This is a genomic window from Janthinobacterium sp. PSPC1-1, from assembly GCF_049897625.1.
GTDB lineage: Bacteria > Pseudomonadota > Gammaproteobacteria > Burkholderiales > Burkholderiaceae_D > Janthinobacterium > Janthinobacterium tructae.
The window spans coordinates 537,173-555,151 of the sequence record NZ_JAFCWP010000002.1 but is presented as its reverse complement, the minus strand read 5'-3'; the positions used below and the strand labels follow the sequence as shown (position 1 = coordinate 555,151).

At 64.2% G+C, this 17,979-nt stretch carries 12 protein-coding genes and 1 pseudogene; 3 read left to right on the top strand and 10 right to left on the bottom strand.

Features of this window, described 5'->3' with window-relative positions:
- The first annotated feature begins 22 nt into the window (after positions 1-22).
- From mutY to ACP7EG_RS10000, 3 genes are read left to right on the top strand one after another with little or no spacing between them, the layout of a single operon-like run.
- Positions 23-1,186, top strand: a complete 1,164-nt coding sequence (gene mutY, locus ACP7EG_RS10010; RefSeq protein ID WP_426087470.1) for an A/G-specific adenine glycosylase — start codon at positions 23-25, stop codon at positions 1,184-1,186.
- Positions 1,186-2,991, top strand: a complete 1,806-nt coding sequence (locus ACP7EG_RS10005; RefSeq protein ID WP_426087469.1) for a sensor histidine kinase — start codon at positions 1,186-1,188, stop codon at positions 2,989-2,991. The genes mutY and ACP7EG_RS10005 overlap by 1 nt, the downstream gene beginning before the upstream one ends.
- On the top strand, positions 2,988-3,611 hold the full coding sequence (locus tag ACP7EG_RS10000; protein ID WP_426087468.1) for a response regulator transcription factor: 624 nt from the start codon (positions 2,988-2,990) through the stop codon (positions 3,609-3,611). Before ACP7EG_RS10005 ends, ACP7EG_RS10000 begins: the two co-directional genes overlap by 4 nt.
- Before the next feature lie 37 nt (positions 3,612-3,648).
- Here the strand turns inward: ACP7EG_RS10000 and ACP7EG_RS09995 are convergent, their stop codons facing one another.
- From ACP7EG_RS09995 to pilM, 10 genes and pseudogenes are all read right to left on the bottom strand, one after another.
- The gene (locus tag ACP7EG_RS09995) at positions 3,649-6,870 is read right to left on the bottom strand and encodes a molybdopterin dinucleotide binding domain-containing protein (protein WP_426087467.1); all 3,222 of its coding nucleotides are present in this window, start codon (positions 6,868-6,870) and stop codon (positions 3,649-3,651) included.
- Between the two features lie 10 nt (positions 6,871-6,880).
- Entirely contained in the window at positions 6,881-7,993 is a 1,113-nt protein-coding gene (gene nrfD, locus ACP7EG_RS09990) for an NrfD/PsrC family molybdoenzyme membrane anchor subunit (RefSeq protein WP_282408084.1), read from the bottom strand.
- A 3-nt stretch (positions 7,994-7,996) separates the two neighbouring features.
- A complete protein-coding gene (dsrO, locus tag ACP7EG_RS09985; RefSeq protein ID WP_071079747.1) occupies positions 7,997-8,707 on the bottom strand; it encodes a sulfate reduction electron transfer complex DsrMKJOP subunit DsrO in 711 nt (236 codons plus the stop codon).
- Between the two features lie 334 nt (positions 8,708-9,041).
- Positions 9,042-10,178 (bottom strand): deoxyguanosinetriphosphate triphosphohydrolase, encoded by a 1,137-nt coding sequence (locus ACP7EG_RS09980; protein ID WP_426087466.1) that lies wholly within the window; start codon positions 10,176-10,178, stop codon positions 9,042-9,044.
- Position 10,179: 1 nt separating this feature from the next.
- Positions 10,180-11,799 carry a bifunctional shikimate kinase/3-dehydroquinate synthase AroKB gene (aroKB, locus tag ACP7EG_RS09975; protein ID WP_426087636.1) on the bottom strand — a complete coding sequence of 540 codons (1,620 nt, stop codon included), beginning with the start codon at positions 11,797-11,799 and terminating at the stop codon, positions 10,180-10,182.
- Between the two features lie 102 nt (positions 11,800-11,901).
- Positions 11,902-14,169, bottom strand: coding sequence for an Ig-like domain-containing protein (locus ACP7EG_RS09970; RefSeq protein WP_426087465.1), 2,268 nt, complete (start codon positions 14,167-14,169; stop codon positions 11,902-11,904).
- Positions 14,170-14,224: 55 nt separating this feature from the next.
- Positions 14,225-15,550 (bottom strand): annotated as a pseudogene (locus ACP7EG_RS09965) (type IV pilus secretin PilQ); the annotation flags it as partial.
- 98 nt (positions 15,551-15,648) lie between these two features.
- A complete protein-coding gene (locus ACP7EG_RS09960) occupies positions 15,649-16,671 on the bottom strand; it encodes a pilus assembly protein PilP (protein WP_426087464.1) in 1,023 nt (340 codons plus the stop codon).
- Positions 16,672-16,686: 15 nt separating this feature from the next.
- On the bottom strand, positions 16,687-17,259 hold the full coding sequence (locus ACP7EG_RS09955) for a PilN domain-containing protein (RefSeq protein WP_426087463.1): 573 nt from the start codon (positions 17,257-17,259) through the stop codon (positions 16,687-16,689).
- Positions 17,256-17,897, bottom strand: a complete 642-nt coding sequence (pilM, locus tag ACP7EG_RS09950; RefSeq protein ID WP_426087462.1) for a pilus assembly protein PilM — start codon at positions 17,895-17,897, stop codon at positions 17,256-17,258. The genes ACP7EG_RS09955 and pilM overlap by 4 nt, the downstream gene beginning before the upstream one ends.
- Between the last annotated feature and the right edge of the window lie 82 nt (positions 17,898-17,979).

Here is a 17,979-nt window from a genome sequence, read left to right as displayed (position 1 = left end):
CAACAAAACACTGGAATCCCGCATGAAACGTCTGCTGCATCCGCTCTCGCCCGCCACGGGCGCGGCACCATTTGAAGACTATATCGACCCGACTTTTTCCGCCACCGTCATCGCCTGGCAAAAGCAGCATGGCCGCCACGCGCTGCCATGGCAAAACACGCGCGACGCCTACCTGATCTGGCTGTCCGAAATCATGCTGCAGCAAACGCAGGTCACCGCAGTACTCGGCTACTATGCGCGCTTCCTCGAACGCTTCCCCACCCTGCGCGATTTGGCGGCAGCACCGGTGGAAGACGTGATGGCGCAATGGAGCGGCCTCGGTTACTACACGCGGGCACGCAACCTGCACAAATGCGCGCAGCGCGTAGTCGCCGAATACGATGGCGTCTTCCCCAGCGACCCGGCCCTGCTGGCCGACCTGCCCGGCATCGGCCGCTCGACGGCGGCCGCCATCTCCGCGTTTTCCAGCGGCACGCGCGCGGCCATCATGGACGGCAACGTCAAGCGCGTGTTTGCGCGCACCTTCGGCATCGATGCCTATCCCGGCGAGAAACGGGTCGAGGAAGCCATGTGGCGCCGTGCCGAAGCGCTACTGCCGGAGACTGGCATCGAAGCCTACACGCAGGGCTTGATGGACTTCGGCGCCACCCTGTGCACGCGCAGCAGCCCCGATTGCGGCCGCTGCCCGCTGCAACCACGCTGCGTGGCTTACGCCACCGGCCGCACCAAAGATCTGCCTGTACGCAAGCCGAAGAAAACCAGCCCGGAAAAGCACGCCGTCATGCTGGTCGTCATCGACGACGGCCAGGTGCTGCTGGAGCAGCGCCCCGGCTCGGGCATCTGGGGCGGCTTGCTGTCGCTGCCCGAACTCGATGGCCATATGCTGGCCGATGCAGACTCGCCGCGAGAGATAGACCAGCAGGTACTGGCACGCGCCGTGGCGCCGTTCGGCGAGATCGAGACGCAGGAACGCTTGCTGCCCATCGTGCACGTCTTCACCCACTACAAGCTGCACATCGTGCCCTGCCGCATCACCCTGGCGCGCCGCCTGGCGCTGGCCGGGGAAGCGACGCACGTCTGGTACGACGGCACGAAAATTGCCGACGCGCCGCTGCCCGCGCCCATCAAGAAACTGCTGCTGGAACTGTTCGGCGATGCGCGTGCAGCGCAGCGCAGCATGTTCTAGTGCGGCGTTTTTTACTGTTCGCGCTGACGGCGCTGTGCCTGCACAGCGCGCAAGCGGCTGACGCGCTGCCGGAGGTACGCATCGGTGTACTCGCCTACAAGGGCGGCGACGCCGTGCAGCAGGACTGGTCGTACGTGACGCGCCACCTGCAAGCGAGCATCCCCGGCATCCGTTTTACATTGGCCGACTACGACCAGGCGGGCCTGACGCGCGCCGTGCACTCGCAAGCGATCGCCTTCGCCATCACCAGCAGCGGCCATTACGTGGCGCTGGAACACAGCGACGGCGCCAGCCGCATCGCCACGATTGAATCGCCGTGGACGGACTCGCCGCGCCAGGCCATCGGTTCGGCCATCGTCGTGCGCAGCGCGTCGCCGCTGCATGACCTGGCCGACCTGGCGGGCAAGAACGTGATGGCGGTGGCACCCGATGCGTTTGGCGGCTACCAGATCGCCGCACGCGAACTGCGCGAAGCTGGCATCGATCCCACGCATGATTTTGCCAGCCTGCGCTACAGCGGCTTTCCCTCGCAGCAGATCGTCGAAGCCGTGCGGGCGGGACGCATGGATGCCGGCATCGTGCGCACCTGTCTGCTGGAACAGATGGTGGCGCGCGGCGAAGTGCGCGCCGATGAACTGCGCGTGATCACCACGCGCCCGATTCCCGGTTTTCGCTGCGCCAGCTCGTCGCGGCTGTATCCGGACTGGCCCTTCGTGGCCCTGCGCCAGACGCCGCCGGCGCTGGCGAAAAAAGTGGCGCAGGCCCTGCTGGCCATGCCGCGTACCGATGAAGGTTACAGCTGGACGGTGCCCAGCGATTACCAGATCGTCGATGAACTGTTCCGCGAGCTGCGCATCGGCCCCTACGCCTACCTGGACAAGCTGACGTTCGAGACGGCCCTGCGCCGCTACTGGGGCTGGATGCTGCTGGTGCTGGCCTTGCTGGTGGCCTGGGCCGTGCATACGGTGCGCGTGGAATACCTGGTCAGCCGACGCACGGAGCAATTGCGCGCCGCCCAGCACCAGCAGCGCGCGCTGGAAGAACAGGCGCGCCAGCGCCAGGCCACGCTCGACCACACGGCGCGCCTGGCCATCCTGGGCGAGATGGCCAGCGCCATTGCGCATGAATTGAACCAGCCGCTGGCGGCCATCGGCAATTTCGCGCGCGGCATGGCGCGTCGCATCGCGGCGGGCCGGCTCGATGCGGCGCCACTGCTCGACGGCGCGCAGGAAATCGCCACGCAAAGCGAACGCGCGGGCGCCATCATCCGGCACATCCGCGCGATGGCGCAAAAGCGTCCCGCGCACAGCACGCCCTTCGCCCTGGCCGACGCCGTGGAGCAGGCGGTATCGCTGTTCCGCGCGGCCCATCCGCAAGCGCGGATCGATTGGCGCCACGACACGGCCAGTCCTGACGCGCGCGTGCTGGCCGACCCGCAGCAAGTGCAGCAGGTGCTGCTCAATTTGCTCAAGAACGCGCTCGATGCGCAGCTGGAAAACGACAATCCGGGTCACCCCATCGGCGTGCTGCTGCATCGCGAAAACGGCGCCTGCACGGTGGCCGTGCGCGACGCCGGTTGCGGCCTGCAGGCGGCGCAGATGGCGCGCCTGTTCGAACCCTTTTTTACCACCAAGGCCGAAGGCCTGGGCTTGGGCATGTCGCTCAGCAAAAGCATCATCGAATCGTTCGGCGGCAGCCTGTCGGCGCACGCCAACGCCGATGCGCCAGGCTTGACGGTCTGGTTCCGCCTGCCCGAAGATGCCGGTATGGAAGCGCACAAGGAAATACAAGAGGAAACACCATGAACGAAAGCGATGCGATCATCTTTGTCGTCGACGACGACGCCGCCATGCGCCGCTCGCTGGCCTATCTGTTCGATTCGGCCGGCTGGCAAGTGGCGACGTTTGAATCGGCGCGCGACTTCCTGCAGCGCTATGATGGCCATGCGCCCGGTTGCTTGCTGCTCGACGTACGCATGCCTTTGATGAGCGGACTGGAACTGCAACAGGAGTTGAAGAATAAAACCGGGCACGCCATATCTCTGCCCGTGATTTTCCTCAGTGGCCATGGCGACCTGGCCATGGCCGTGCAGACGATGAAGGCCGGCGCCTGCGATTTTTTGGAAAAGCCGTGCAAGGACCAGGTGCTGCTGGACGCCGTCTCGCGCGCCGTGGCCCGCAGCGTGGATGAGAGCCGCAACGCCGCCAGCGCGAATACGGCGCAGTCGGCGCTGGCCAGGCTCACCGCGCGCGAGCGCGAAGTGGCGCTGCTGATGGCCGAAGGCAAAGCCTCGAAAGTCATCGCCCGCGAGCTGGGCATCAGCGACAAGACGGTGCAGGTACACCGCCATAACACGATGGAAAAACTGGGCCTGCACTCAGCAGCCGAGGTAGCCCGGCTGCTGATGGCGGGTGGGCAGCTTTAACCGGGGTCAGACCCGCCGGGTCTGACCCCAGCCGTTCCTAAGCCCGCACGATGCGCGCCGGCAGTCCCTGCCGCACCGACGTGCCCGACACGGGATCGACAAACACGTTCTTGTCGCCGCGGCTGGGGTCCGTCAATCCCAGATCGTTCAGGTTGATGCCCGCGCCGATGGCCGGCTCGTCGGGCTGACGCGACTTGCCGATGCGGTGGGCCCGCGCGCCATGCTCCTTGTGGCCAAAGCCATGTTCAATGGCGATCACACCCCGCTGCACCCCATGGCGCAGCATCACCGTGGCCCTGGCCCTGCCGCCCGGCGTTTCCAGAAAAATTTCATCGCCATTTTCCAGTTTCAAACGCGCCGCATCATCAGGATGCACGGCAACCGGGTTGTCAGGATGGATGCCGCGCAAGCGCCGTGCGCCGATACTGTAGGAGTTCTGCAGCGCCGATTTAAAACTGATCAACTCGAATGGCCACTCGCTGGCCGGATACGCCTTGCGCACGGGCGTGCCGTCAGCAAACGCCGCCACTCTCCAGGCGGGCGTACCGGGGAAGCGTTTGCCGCTCAAGCTGTTCTTGCTCACGCCCAGGCCCTCGTTGTACAGCATCATCGGTTTCAGATAGCGATGCGTGGACCAGTCCTGCGGATACGGCGTCTCATCAAGCACCGGCACGGGAGCTGCCGGCGCCTTGGCATTCGCGGGCGGCGGCAGGCGCAGGCCGAACATCTCGCCATAGCTCTGGTAGCGTCCTCCGCGCGCCAGCATGAAGGCCACCTTGCGCCACTCTTCCGGCTTCAGTGTGCGCTCCAGTTCGGGACGGATGCGCGCCACGCCGGACAGTTCGATGTCGTCGTCGCTCGCTTCCGGCACGGCCGTCTTGCCCTGCCAGGCGATGTTGGCGCCGCCGCGCAGATACCAGTCTTCCGCGCGCAGCAAGGGGAAGCGCTGGCCATCCATGTCCTGCAAGGCCTCCGGGCCGAAGCCCGGCAAGGCCATCGTTTTGGCCAGCGCGATGAAGAACGATTCCATGCAGATGGTCTGGCCATCCGGCGTTTTCTGCACGCGCGGTTCGACCACGGGCCAGCGCGCCGTGCTCATTTTGACGGGCATGCCGCCCCAGGCGCCGGCCCAGCCCCAGCTTTCATACAGCAAGGTATCGGGCAGCAGGTAGTCGGCAAATGCCGAGCTTTCATTGATGAAGGGGTCGATGGCGACGATCAGGGGAATCTTCTTCGGATCGGCCAGCTCCTTGCCGATCTGCGCGCGCAAGCCCGTAATGCCGTAGACAGGATTGCAGCTCCACAGGATCAGCGCCTTCAAGGTGTACGGGTAGCCATTCATGGCGCTGGTGAGCCACTCGGTCGCCAGCGCGGGCGCGTTCGGATACCACGGCGCCCTGGCCGGATACGCCTTGCCCGCTTCCTTCTTCAGCTTGAATTCCGAGGTTTTTTCATAGGGCACATTGCGCCCGATCGGCATGCCCGTCGCCTTGATCTCGCCGTCGAAACTCTCGAGGTTATAACGCGGCCCAGGCCCCGCATCCTTGAAGCTGCCGCCATTGACCAGCGTGCCGCCCTTGCGGTTCAAGTTGCCGATCAGGGTATTGAGCATGACCAGCGCATACGCGTTATAAAAACCCGCGCCCGACATCATGCCGCCATGCGCATTGACGGCGGCGCGCTTGCCGTGGCTGGTAAGTTCCTGCGCCAGGCCTTCGATGATGTCGCGCCCGATGCCGCAGGCAGCTGCGTATTCATCCATGCTGTGGCGCTGCGCTTCTTCGTTCAACATCGTCATGGCCGTCTTCAGATGCAGCGGCGCGCCCGCCACCTCCAGCGGACCGTCGAAGAACAAACGACCCTCGCCCTTGGCGGCATTGTGCGGCACGATGGCTTGCGTGGTGGCGTCGATCACGCAAAAGGCGTCTCCATCCTTGTAGCGCTCTTCTTCCGCCAACTCCACCGCGCCGATGTCCGAAGCGCGCAGGTAGCGGCCGTCGCGCGGATGGCCTTTTTCGTTGATGATCAAATGCGTGGCGTTGCACCAGGCGGCCTCGCCTGCCGCTTCCGCCACCTTCAGGTTCGGCTGCGCGAGGAAGTTGCGGTCATAGCGTTCGTGTTCGATGATCCAGCGGATCATGGCCATGGCCAGCGCGCCATCCGTGCCCGGCTTGATCGGTACCCAGCGGCTGCGGTCGCCCGCTGCCAGGCTGTCGGCATTCGTCAGCACCGGGTCGACGACGACGTAGCTGAAATCGCGCTTGCCCGAGCGGGCTTTCGCGATCAGCGTGCCCTGGCGCTTGAACGGATTGCCCGCATTGCCCGGCGCCGTGCCCACAAAAATGCAGAATTCCGTATTTTCCAGGTCCACTTTCGCATGCGGCATTTTCTTCATGTCGCCGAACATGGCGCCCGAGCCGCTGCGATACGCGCCGCCGCAATACGAACCATGATTGACCAGGTTCAAACTGCCGTACGACTGCTTGAAAAAGCGCGTGCCAAACGCCAGGCGACCGTCGTCCGTGCTGCACATCAAGCCCACCTGGTTGACTTGCGGCCCCAGTTCCGGCTGCGCCGGATCGATCGGTTTTTCCAGCTCGCGCAAGGCGCGCAAGCCCTGCACCTGGCCTTCGCCAAACAGGTCGCCGCCTTCCGTCACTTCCTTCACCAGCTGATCGAAGGCGATCGGCTCCCACTGGCCGCCACCACGCGGTCCCACGCGCTTCATGGGCGCCAGCACGCGGAACGGCGACTCCATCTGTTCCAGCACGCCATTGCCACGGCCGCAAGCGGTCGAGCGGCCTTTCAGCCCCTTTTCCTGGAAGCGCGAGAGCGACACAAAACTGTCGCGTATCGAGGTCTGGTAAGGCAGCGCCGGGTCGGCCGACATGGGGCTGTAGGGATTGCCCGCCACGCGCAGCACCTTGCCGCTTTTTTTATCCAGTCGCACGCGCACGCCGCAAAACGTGGTGCAGCCCATGCACATGGTGTAGCTGACCTGCTGGTCCGGGTTGACGGTCAATTTCCCCGTCGCCGTGTCGACGGAAAACTCGGGCGGCAGGGAATTGCCGTGCAAGCGCTGTACGGGTTTGTCCTTGCCCAGCGCGTGATCGACCATGCGGCCGGCCGTGGTGGAAAAGCTGGCGGCAAAGGCGGCCAGGCCGCCGCCGATGGCGCCGTAGCGCAGCAGCTTGCGGCGCTTTTCGTTTTCATCTTCAGGGACGTCGTTGCGGTCGTCGTTATTTGTGTGTTCGTTCATTTTTTACTCCTCAGTGCGTGGCCATGGCGGGACGGCTGCGTGCAGCGACGACGCGTCCGGCCCATGGCAAAAATTCCAGCATCAGCAACAGCAGCGCGATCCACAGGCCGGCCGTGCCGATGATCCCCAGCAAACCGTCATTGCCCATCGGCAGGTGGTAGTCGTACAGGCCCGCACCCGTTTTCGGGATCGTCTGGCCACCGATGAAAATCGTCCAGCGCATCATCCAGGCGCTATGCAGCGCGATCAGGCCATTCACCAGGCCACTTGTGGCCGGGCGCCAGATGGCCAGCGCCATCGGCACGATGGACGACAGCACGGCCCAGACGGCCGTGAACTGCCATTGCGGCATGCCCGCCACCTGGGTAAACGCCATGCTGTGGCTGGCGCTCACGCCGGAGAGACTGACGAACAGCCAGCCGCCGCCCAGCGCCAGCACCAGCGCCAGCGACAGGGCCAGCGCGCGGTTCAGCGATACTTCCAGGGCCTGCTCGCGACCCGGCAGGAAGCGGTTGAACAGCAACGCCAGGCCAACAGCCCCGACAAAGGCCGTGGCAGCAAATTGCGCCGGCAGGAAAGGCGTGAACCACAGCGGACGGGCGCGCACCACCATCACTTCCATGCCCGTGTACAGGCCCACGACAAACGCGGCGAGCAAGGTGAAGGCGGCGGCGGTGACAATGGCCTTGCGCGATGCGGCGCCACCGCGCCCGGCCAGGCGGTACAGGAAAGCCAGACGGTCCTGGCCCTGCCCCCGCGTGGCGAAGTCCACGCGCAGCGCCAGCCATGCGTACAGCATCAGACAGCCCAGATACAGGGGAATGAAGAACGAGCCCCACGACATCCACGACTGCGGCTGGAAGTAAATATAGAAGTGATAGAAGCGGCCCGGCCCGTGCAGGTCGGCCAGCAGCGCCACAGGCGCCGTCATGCCGCACACGAGGGACGCCAGCAGCGCGATGCGCCCCAGGCGTTCATACGCCTTCCGGCCGAAGACGAAGTACGGCAAGGTTAGCATGAAGCTGCCGTAACTGAGGCCGATGAGGAAAAAATACTGCACCGCCCACGGCAGCCATGCCGCTTCGCGCGTGACGTTGACAATTTCGGTGATGTGGCTGTCCATGGTTTATTTCCCGTGTTTGCTCGGTTGCCAAAGTGTCGCTTCGCCCTCGACGTGGCCGGCGAAGCGCGTGTCCAATCCCAGGTAGAACACGTGGGGCTGGGTACCCTGTTCGGGTTTCAGCACTTTCACCTTGTTCTCGGTGAGCAGCTGGTGCACCATGCTTTCAGGGTCATTCAGGTCGCCGAAGATGCGCGCGCCGCCGACGCAGGTTTCCACGCAGGCCGGCAGCAGGCCTTCGTCGACGCGGTGCGCGCAGAATGTGCATTTGTCGGCCTTGCCCGTTTCGTGGTTGATGAAACGCGCGTCGTACGGGCAGGCTTGCACGCAGTAGGCGCAGCCCACGCAGCGGTCGCCATCGACGACGACAACGCCATCCTTGCGCTGGAAGGTGGCGCCCACGGGACAGACGGGAATACAGGGGGGATTGGCGCAGTGGTTGCACAGGCGCGGCAGCATGTAAGTGCCGCAGCGGTTCTCTTCCTTGACTTCATAGGTCGAGACGACGGTGCGGAAGCTGTTTTCCGGTACGGCGTTTTCCATGATGCAGGAGACCGTGCACGCCTGGCAGCCGATGCACTTCTGCACATCGACCACCATCGCCCAGCGCTGCCCGCCTTCGCCCTTGGTGGCGGCCTTGCCGGGCAGCGGCGCGATGGCCGCGCCGATGGTAACGGCTGGCAAGGCGCGCAAAAAACTGCGGCGCGATTCAATCATGACACTCTCCTTGACTATGGGCGGCAAGCCCTTGTTGACTTGCTGCCATGATAGAAAAGAAGTTGCCGTACGGATATTGGGGTGATCGGGTGGGGACCTAGATGATCATGCCAATTGACAGGATCGACAATGCGGAGTAGCGGGTAGGTCGGATTAGCGGGGCCGCCGAGGCGCGCCAGCGCGTAATCCGACAACATTGTTGGCATGAAGTGTCGCGGTGTCGCGCAGACAGGTCGGATTCCCCATGAGCGCTTGCATTGGTAGGTCGGGTTAGCCGGCACGGCGTAACCCGACATGAAGCGTCGCGCGGGCATGTCAGCCCACGCAGTGACCGTTACAGCTCGTCGAGCGAATACAGCCGGCGGTGCTCGCGGATCGCGTAGCGGTCCGTCATGCCGGCGATGTAGTCGGCGATCTTGCGCGCCTGCTTGGTCACATCCTCGCCATTGACCTGATAGTCGGGCGGCAGCAGGGCCGGTTCGGCCATGAAGCTGTCGTACAGTTCGCGCACGATGCGGCTCGCCTTGACCCGCATGCGGTTGACCTGGTAGTGGCGGTACAGGTTTGCTCTTAAAAAGCGTTTCAGGTCCGTCGCGTCACGGCGCATGGCGTCCGAAAAACGGATCAGCGGGGCATTGGCACGCACTTCGTTCACATCGCGCGGCGCCGCGTCGAGGATCAGCGCATTCGACGTGACGATCAGATCGTCGGCCAGGGCCGTGATCAGCCGGCGCAAGGTTTCGTAGATGGCGCGCCGGCCCGACAGGCCTGGAAACGCCTGCTGCACCTCGCGCCACAGGCGGCCAAAGAATTCCACCTCTTCCAGCTGTTTGATGGTGATCAGGCCCGAACGCAGGCCGTCGTCGATATCGTGGCTGTTGTAGGCGATTTCATCGGCCAGATTGGTCAGCTGCGCTTCCAGGGTCGGTTGCGTGCGGTCGATGAAGCGCTGGGCCACGGGCCCCAGTTCGCGCGCATGCGCCAGCGAGCAGTGTTTCAATATGCCTTCGCGCGTCTCGAACATCAGGTTCAAGCCATCGAAGGCGCCGTAGTGCTCTTCCAGCGTGTCGACCACGCGCAGGCTTTGCAGGTTGTGCTCGAAGCCGCCGTGCGCCTGCATGCACTCATTGAGCACGTCCTGGCCCACGTGGCCGAATGGCGTATGGCCCAGGTCATGCGCGAGCGCGATGGCTTCCACCAGATCTTCATTCAGGCGCAGGTTGCGCGCGATGGAGCGGCCCACCTGCGCCACTTCCAGGCTGTGCGTCAGGCGCGTGCGAAACAGGTCTCCCTCGTGATTGAGGAACACCTGCGTCTTGTATTCGAGGCGGCGGAAGGCCGAGGAATGGATGATGCGGTCGCGGTCGCGCTGGAACTGGCTGCGCGAGGCGTGCGCCGCCTCGGCAAAGCGACGTCCCTGCCCCTGTGCCGAATGGGCCGCATAGGGGGCCAGGAAGTCTTCGGGCAGCATCTTATTGCACTCCGGCGGCCAGGGTGGCCAGCACCAGTTCGTGCGGCGCGGACGTGATGCACGGGCTGCCCAGGGGTTTCAACAGGATGAACTTGATGGCACCGCCCTCGTTCTTCTTGTCCACTTCCATCAGTTCCAGCCAGCGCGCGACACCGAGGTCGGGCGCCTTGACGGGCAAGCCGGCGGCGGCGACGAGTTTACGCAAGCGCTCCACGGCCGCCTGGTCGATATACCCCATGCGGCAGGACAGGTCGGCCGCCATCACCATGCCGCAGCCGACGGCTTCGCCGTGCAGCCAGTGGCCGTAGCCCAGGCCAGCCTCGATGGCGTGGCCGAAGGTGTGGCCGAAGTTCAGGATGGCGCGCAAGCCGCCTTCGCGTTCATCCTGGCGCACCACGTCGGCCTTGATTTCGCAGGAACGGGCGATGGCGTAGGCCAGAGCGCCCTTGTCGCGCGCCATCAGCTTGGCCATGTTCGCCTCGATCCAGTCGAAAAACGCCGCATCGATGATGGCGCCATGCTTGATCACTTCGGCCAGGCCGGCCGACAGCTCGCGCGCCGGCAGGGTTTCCAGGGTCGAGGTGTCGGCGATCACGGCGCGCGGCTGATAAAACGCGCCGATCATGTTCTTGCCCAGCGGGTGGTTGATGCCCGTCTTGCCGCCGACGGAGGAATCGACCTGCGCCAGCAAGGTAGTGGGCACCTGCACGAAGCCGATGCCGCGCATGTAGCTGGCCGCCGCATAGCCGGTCAGGTCGCCGATCACGCCGCCGCCGAGCGCCACCAGGGTGGTCTTGCGGTCGCATTTGTTGGCCAGCAGCGCGTCGAAGATCTGCATCAGGCTGGCCCAGTTTTTATATTCTTCGCCGTCCGGCAGGACGATGCAGATCACTTCGCGGCCATCGCTGGCCAGTGCTGCCTGCAGGCGGCCCAGGTACAGGGGCGCGACGGTGGTATTGGTGACGATGGCCACCTTGTGGCCGCTGATATGGCGCAGCAGCGCATCGGCGTCGGCCAGCAGGCCGGGACCGATGGCGATCGGGTAACTGCGTTCGTCGAGGTCTACGCTCAACAACATTTTGGATTGCTCGTTCATCGAAGGCTCTGCATGAATGACGCAGTTGGGCGAAGCCTCGCATTCGAGGCTGGCCAGCTGCATCAGGATGGTCTGAACCATCGATTGTACGTTAGGACGGCCCGTGTCGATGACAATGTCGGCCACTTCCATGTAATGGGGTTCGCGCTGCGCCGTCAGCTCTTCGAGCTTCCTGCGCGGGTCGGCCGTCTGCAGCAGTGGGCGATTCTTGTCGTGGCTGGTGCGCGCCAGGATGTTGCTGACGCTGGCGCGCAGGTACACGACCGTGCCCCGTTCCTTCAGGTAGGCGCGGCTGTCGGCATTGAGGATGGCGCCGCCGCCGGTGGCCATGACGATGCCTTCCTGGGCGCTCAGGTCGCGGATGACCTCGGCCTCGCGCCGGCGAAAGCTGGCCTCGCCCTCGATTTCAAAGATCCACGGGATGGTCGCTCCCGTGCGTGCCTCGATTTCGTGGTCGGAATCGACAAAGCGCAAGCCCAGCTTGCGGGCCAGAATGCGCCCGATGGTGGTTTTGCCTGCGCCCATGAGGCCGACAAGGAAAATATTACTGTTGGAAATTTCGGACACTTTTTATATCAATCAGAAAATAAGCGGGCGCCGCCTTTACGGCACCCGTTTCCCCTTGCGTCAAGGACAGGAGAATGTCAGTCTAAACGGGTAACTGGTGGCGTTACCCAGCGGCGTCGTCACTGTTACATTAAACGTGCTGACCACATTCGCTACACAATTTGTCGGCGTCAGGCTGTTAATTGTAACGGCATGCCGGCCTCCCTGGTTACCTTGAATGTTGCCTCCGGTACGGTCATCCACGCCAAGCGTGTTGTGCGGATAGATATTCTGGATGCTATCCGGGGTGATGGATCCGACTCCATTGATCATATTCGTGATCGCGACAGTCGTCCCTGAAGGCATGGGATTTTGATGCAAATCGCTCAATCGCAGACTGAATTGACGCACTGCAGAGGCCGAAACGCTCCCCAGATCATAAGTGCTGCGATCCAGGCTTACCTGGGCCGACTGATCGAACAGCGTGACATTGTCGGCATGGCTACCGCTTAAAAAGATGGCGATCTTCGCGAACAGCGTCTTGCTGCCGTCCGAAGTGCTGGCGCAGACGGTTGCCAGGCCTGGCCACAGGCTGTCGGGCGTGCCGCCATGGCTGACGTCATTGCAGGGCGTCACCGGCGGATTGGTCGCCACGCGCGGGTTCTGGCTGCGGAAGTCGACCGAGCAGCCGCCGTTCATGGTGGTGCAGCCGCCCATGCTGGACGAGCCGATGGCGCCCAAATTGCTCTGAAATGCCACTGGCGTCCCATCCGGAACAGGGTTGCCCGCTTGATCTGCCAGCAAGATAGTGACGGTCGTGGCAGGGGTGCCTACGGGGCTGTCATACGACCAGCCTTCCACGCTGGACTTGACGGAGCTGAGCGAAAACGCCGTTTGCACAGGCAAACCCGTCGTTACCAGGATGGAATCGGACAAGGTGGAAATGCCAGAGGCCAGGCTGGCCTTGACGCGGAAGGTGGTCGGGGTGGTGCCGGAATTGACGGTGGTAATCACATCACCGTTGGCATCCGTGGTGTCTGTCACTTTATTGAGCGTCATGCCAGGGCCGTTCAACAGTGCAAACGTCACTACCTGGCCGACCAGCGGTTTGTTGAAAGTATCGAATACGCGGAAAGTCAGCGTGGCCATTTCCGTGCGCGCTATACCGCCCTGCCCTTGAATCACGATCGATTTTCCTACCGGACTGACGGCGGAAAACTGTACCGATGCCGGCGCGACGCGGCCGATCGGCAGCGTCGCGTGATACATGGAAGCGCTGCCCATCACTGTGGCATTGACCATATCGTAGTCATTGCAGCCCAGGTCGCGGAAAACAGCCGTAGCCTTGCCGTTGACTACCGGCACGCCGCTGGTCACGCTAGCCTTGCCGGCCTGCACGCAAGTCGAACTGAAATTGACCGTCTGGCCTGATCCCGTGTACAGGCTGGTACCAGCCATGACATCGACCGTGACGTTGGTGGTGCCATAGGCCGCGATGCTGGCGGGCGAAAACTGCATGTTGCTCGCTATCAGGTCGGTCGCTCCCAGCACATAATTGATCTGACTGCTGGCGACGGCGCCATTGGCCGTCGTCGTCGCACGCAACGTGGCGGCGCCACTGGCCGACAGGCTGAATGGCCGCAACGTAACGCTGGCCGTGCCTGTTGCATCGGTCAGTGCCGTTCCTACCGATGGTGACATCACTGCCATGGTATTGTCAGTCGAGAATGCTACCAGCACGTCGCTGATCGGTTTTCCGTTTAAATCGGAAACCAACGCCTTGGCCGTCAGCGGCGTAGCGCTCGACAAGGCATTGCTGGCGTTCGCTCCGCTCAGCAAGGAAAGCGTCATTTTCGCGCCAGCAGCCTGCGCCGCCTTGATTTCATAGCTCGCTTCGCCGCTTATCGTGGCGGTGCCCGCCGCGACAGTGGCCGTCAGCTTGCCCGCGCCAGTGACCGTCGCATTCAAGGCCGAGACAGTGATGCTGGCATAGCCTTTGGCGTCCGTCAGCGCCGTGCCATTGGTCGACGACAGCTTTACCAGTGTGGGATCGGAAGCGAAAGTGACGACCGTATTGCTGACCGGAGCACCATTTTTATCGACCACCAGCGCCTTGGCCGTCAGCGGCGCAGTGCTGCTTAGCGTACTGCCAGGCTGGTCGGCTGCGTTAAACAGGCTCACCGTGACCGTCGCGGCCACGCCGCCCGTCGTACCACCGCCATTACCGCCATCAATGGTCGGATCACCGCCACCGCCGCCGCAAGCGGCCAGTACAGTGCTCAAGACCAGCAAAGCCAGCCAATTCAATGCCCTACTCCAAGAAGTATTGCCTAAAGAGAAATTCCGCATAGTCGCCATCAGTCCGCTTTCGTTTGCATTGTTACTTAAACGTAAAGATGTGACATTAACGTGTTGCTGGACGATCTGCCACTATTTTCGGCGTAATAAACACCATCAGTTCCGTTTTTTCTTGACTGCGGCCCGTGCTGCGGAAAAAAACACCGAGCACGGGGATGTCGCCCAGCAGCGGCACTTTGCTGTCCGTACCCCGTTCGGACTGCTGATAAATGCCACCCAGCACCACCGTGCCGCCGTCTTCCACCATCACCTGCGTGCGCACATGCTTGGTGTCGATGGCGAAGCCGGAACGCGTTTCCTGGCCCACGCTATCCTTGTTCACATCCACTTCCAGCACCACGTTGCCGTCCGGCGTGATCTGCGGCGTCACTTCCAGGCGCAGGTTCGCCTTGCGGAACGTGATCGACGTGGCGCCGCTGCTGGTAGCCACCTGGTAGGGCAATTCGATGCCCTGCTCGATCAGCGCCAGCACCTTGTCGGCCGTCACCACGCGGGGGCTGGAAATGATCTTGCCCCTGCCATCGGCTTCCAATGCGGACAATTCCAGGTTCAAAAAGCGATTGGCGGCCGCCGAAAACAGGCTCAGGGCGAAGCTGGCCGGTTGCAAGCCATTGATGCTGGCGGCAGGCAAGTTGACGAATTGCGTGTTCGGCACGAAGGCGCCGCTGCCTGCCACCGTTTGCCCCGTCGCCTCGCCCACGCCTTGATACGTACCGCCGATGGCCGCGCGGCGTCCGCTGCCGCCCAGGGAAAAACCGGGCAACTGGGCCGCTGCCAGGCGCTGGTCCGTAAAACCCAGGCGCGCGCCCAGGTTGCGGCTGAAGCTGTCGTTCGCCTCGACGATGCGCGCCTCGATCATCACTTGTCGCGTTGCAATATCTGTCTTGGCGATCAGCTGACGGATCTGCTCCAGGCGCGCCGGCACGTCGGTGACGAACAACTGATTCGTGCGCGGCTCGATCAGCACGCTACCACGGCGCGACAGCAACCGGCTGCGCCCTTCCCCCGCATCGAGGCCGAACACGCTGCGGAACGCTTCCGCCTTCTGGTAGTTGAGCTGGAAGATGGCTGATTGCAAGGGTTCGAGTTCCGCGATCTGCGCGCGCTGCTCCAGTTCCAGTTTTTCGCGCGCCAGCATTTCCTCGCGCGGCGCGATCCACAGCACGTTGCCATTGCGCCGCATGTCCAGTCCCTTCGCCTGCAACAGAACGTCGAGCGCCTGGTCCCACGGCAAGTCGCGCAGTCGCAGCGTCAGGTTGCCCGTCACGCTGTCGCTGGCGATGATGTTTTGCCCCGACGCATCGGCCAGGATGTGCAGGGCCGCGCGCACGCCCACGTTCTGGAAATCGACGGAGATTTTCTCGCCGGCATACAGGCGCGGCGCCGTCACCTGCACCACCGCCTCGTCCCCGGCCAAGGCGGCACCATGCAGCAATAGCCAATACATCGAACACATCCACACAGACGGCTTCATGGCGTAGCCTCCGGCACACTGGCCCTGGCGTCACCCGGCTTTTGCAGGGAGAGGCTGCCATGCCGCTCGCGCCACCCGCCGCCCGCGTCCGGCAGCAACTCTTTGTACTGCAGCGCCTGTTCGCTGATTTGCGTGACCCGGCCGTGGTCTGGCCCCAGATACTGGCCCACCGCTACCCGGTACACGCGCTGGCCCGCCAGCAGCAGCGCGCTCAGGCGGCCAGACTGCTGCACACTGCCGACCATGCTGATGGCCGGCAAGGCCACGCTTTCCAGCGGCTCGCGCACACGGCGCGGGTCGGGCCCGGCCACGCTGCCATGCTGAGCCGGCGCGCTTGCCGCCGGCAAGGCACCAAAAGGGTCGGCCAAGGCAGCGGCCGCGTACGCCTGCGGCGCGACAGCGGCAAGCGGGCGCCATGCTGGCGCGCCGGTCTTTGGAGGCAATGCCGCTTGCGCCGCCAGCTCCCCCGCTTCGGGCAAGCGATACGCGTGCAGCACGGCATCCAGGGTCAGCAAGCGATCCTTGCCCAGGGTCAAGGCCAGCTCATGCACCGTGACGATGCGCGCCAGGCGCGCCAGGTCCGCCAGCAACGCGCCCATGGCGTGATAGCCGCCGCGCAACTGTATGGCGATCGGCAAGGCGACATACGGCGTTTGCGGCCGGGCCGCGCCCGGTTTGAACAGCGAAACTTGCAGGCCGCGCGACTGGCCTGCGGCGTTAATGTCCGTCAACAACAGCGCCATCGCCTGCGGGTCGGGCAATTGCCGTTCCAGCTGGGCCAGCTCGGCACCAGCCTGGCGCCGCTGCGCACGCCACTGCGGCAACTGGCTCGCCCTGGCTTGCGCCGCCAGATACCCGGCGCGCAAGCGGCCCTCCTCTCCTTGCGCCACCTGCACGGCGGCCACCAGTCCAGCCAGCCAGGTGGCGTGCAGCAGCGCGGCCACCAGCGTACCGGCCAGGGCAGCGCAAGCGAGGCGCGCGGGCAGCGGCCACAGCGACGCGGTCTTCAAGCTCAGCATGATCAACCTCCACGACTAAGATTGCCCAGCGGGTGTCAACGCCAGCCGTATCGTCCATTCCACGGCGCCCTCTGCCGCGCCGGGCACTTCCAGCCGCACTTCCACCAATGCCGGCCGGGACCAGGGTGCTGCCTGCTCCAGCGCCTGCAGCAATGCTGCGACCTTTTCCTGCGAAATGGCATGCCCTTGCAGGCGCACCATCGCCGATTCCTGGCGCACACTGTGCAAGGCCACACCGGCCGGCATCGCCCGCGCCAGCGCGTCCAGCATGCGCACCCAGGCATTGCGTTGTTCTTGCAAACTGGCAATGGCCCGCTGGCGCAGCAGCAGCGCCGCCGTCTCGCCCTGCACCCGTTTGCCGGAGATGAGGACGGCATTCACCTGCTGCATGGCATGGCGCCAACCCTCCTGGCGGCGCAGCTGCGCGTCGAGCTGCTGCTGCAGCCAGGCGCCTGCCGCCAGGGCCAACAGCAATCCCAGCAGCGCCCCACAGGCCAGTTGCCACAGCAGCAGCTGACTGCGCCGGCGCCGTGCCGCCTGGCGATGCGGCAACAGGTTGATGCCTGGCACTTGCGCCACGGCCGTCATCGCGCGTACCGGTGCAACGCCAGCCCCCAGGCCAGCTGATAACTGAGGCCGCCGTCCGGCAAGGCTTGCCAGCCACCCTGCGCGAGTGCCGCCTGCAGGGCCAGCGCCTCGCTATCCATGACGACGGGCGTCAAGCCGGCCGCCGTAGCCGCATCGAGGCGGCGCTGCACACTGGCGCGCCGCGCCGCCACCAGCAGCACTTCGATCTCCTGCTGCGTCTGGCCGGCAAACGGTGGCGCCGGCCCCAGCTGGTAAAAATCCAGGCTGGCGTCTTCCAGCGCAAACGACATGTATTGGGCCGCTTCCAGTTCCACCAGGATTTCCAGCTGTTCCTCCGGCAAACCGGCGGGCAGGCGGATCGCATGCGTGATCAGGGCCGTGGCCGGCATGGCCAGCGCCACGCGGGTGCAGGCGCTGCCACTGTTGCGGCATGCCAGGCGCACGGCGCTGGCCAGGCCCTGCGGATCTTCGACATGACCTTCCAGCATCACTCCTGCCGCCAGCGCGGCGCTGCCGCAATGCCGGCATGACAGTGTTCCCCGCCGGCGTCTTAACTCGACCACGCGCACGGCATCGTCCGCCATGTCGACGCCCAGCAAACCGATGCCAAGAAAACTGCGGATGGATATGTTTTTCATAGAGAAACGTCAGCGTGGGAGGGGGTGCTGCCATCCGCAAGCCTAGTCCTGGCAGCGCTGGCTTGTAAACGGATTTCACGCT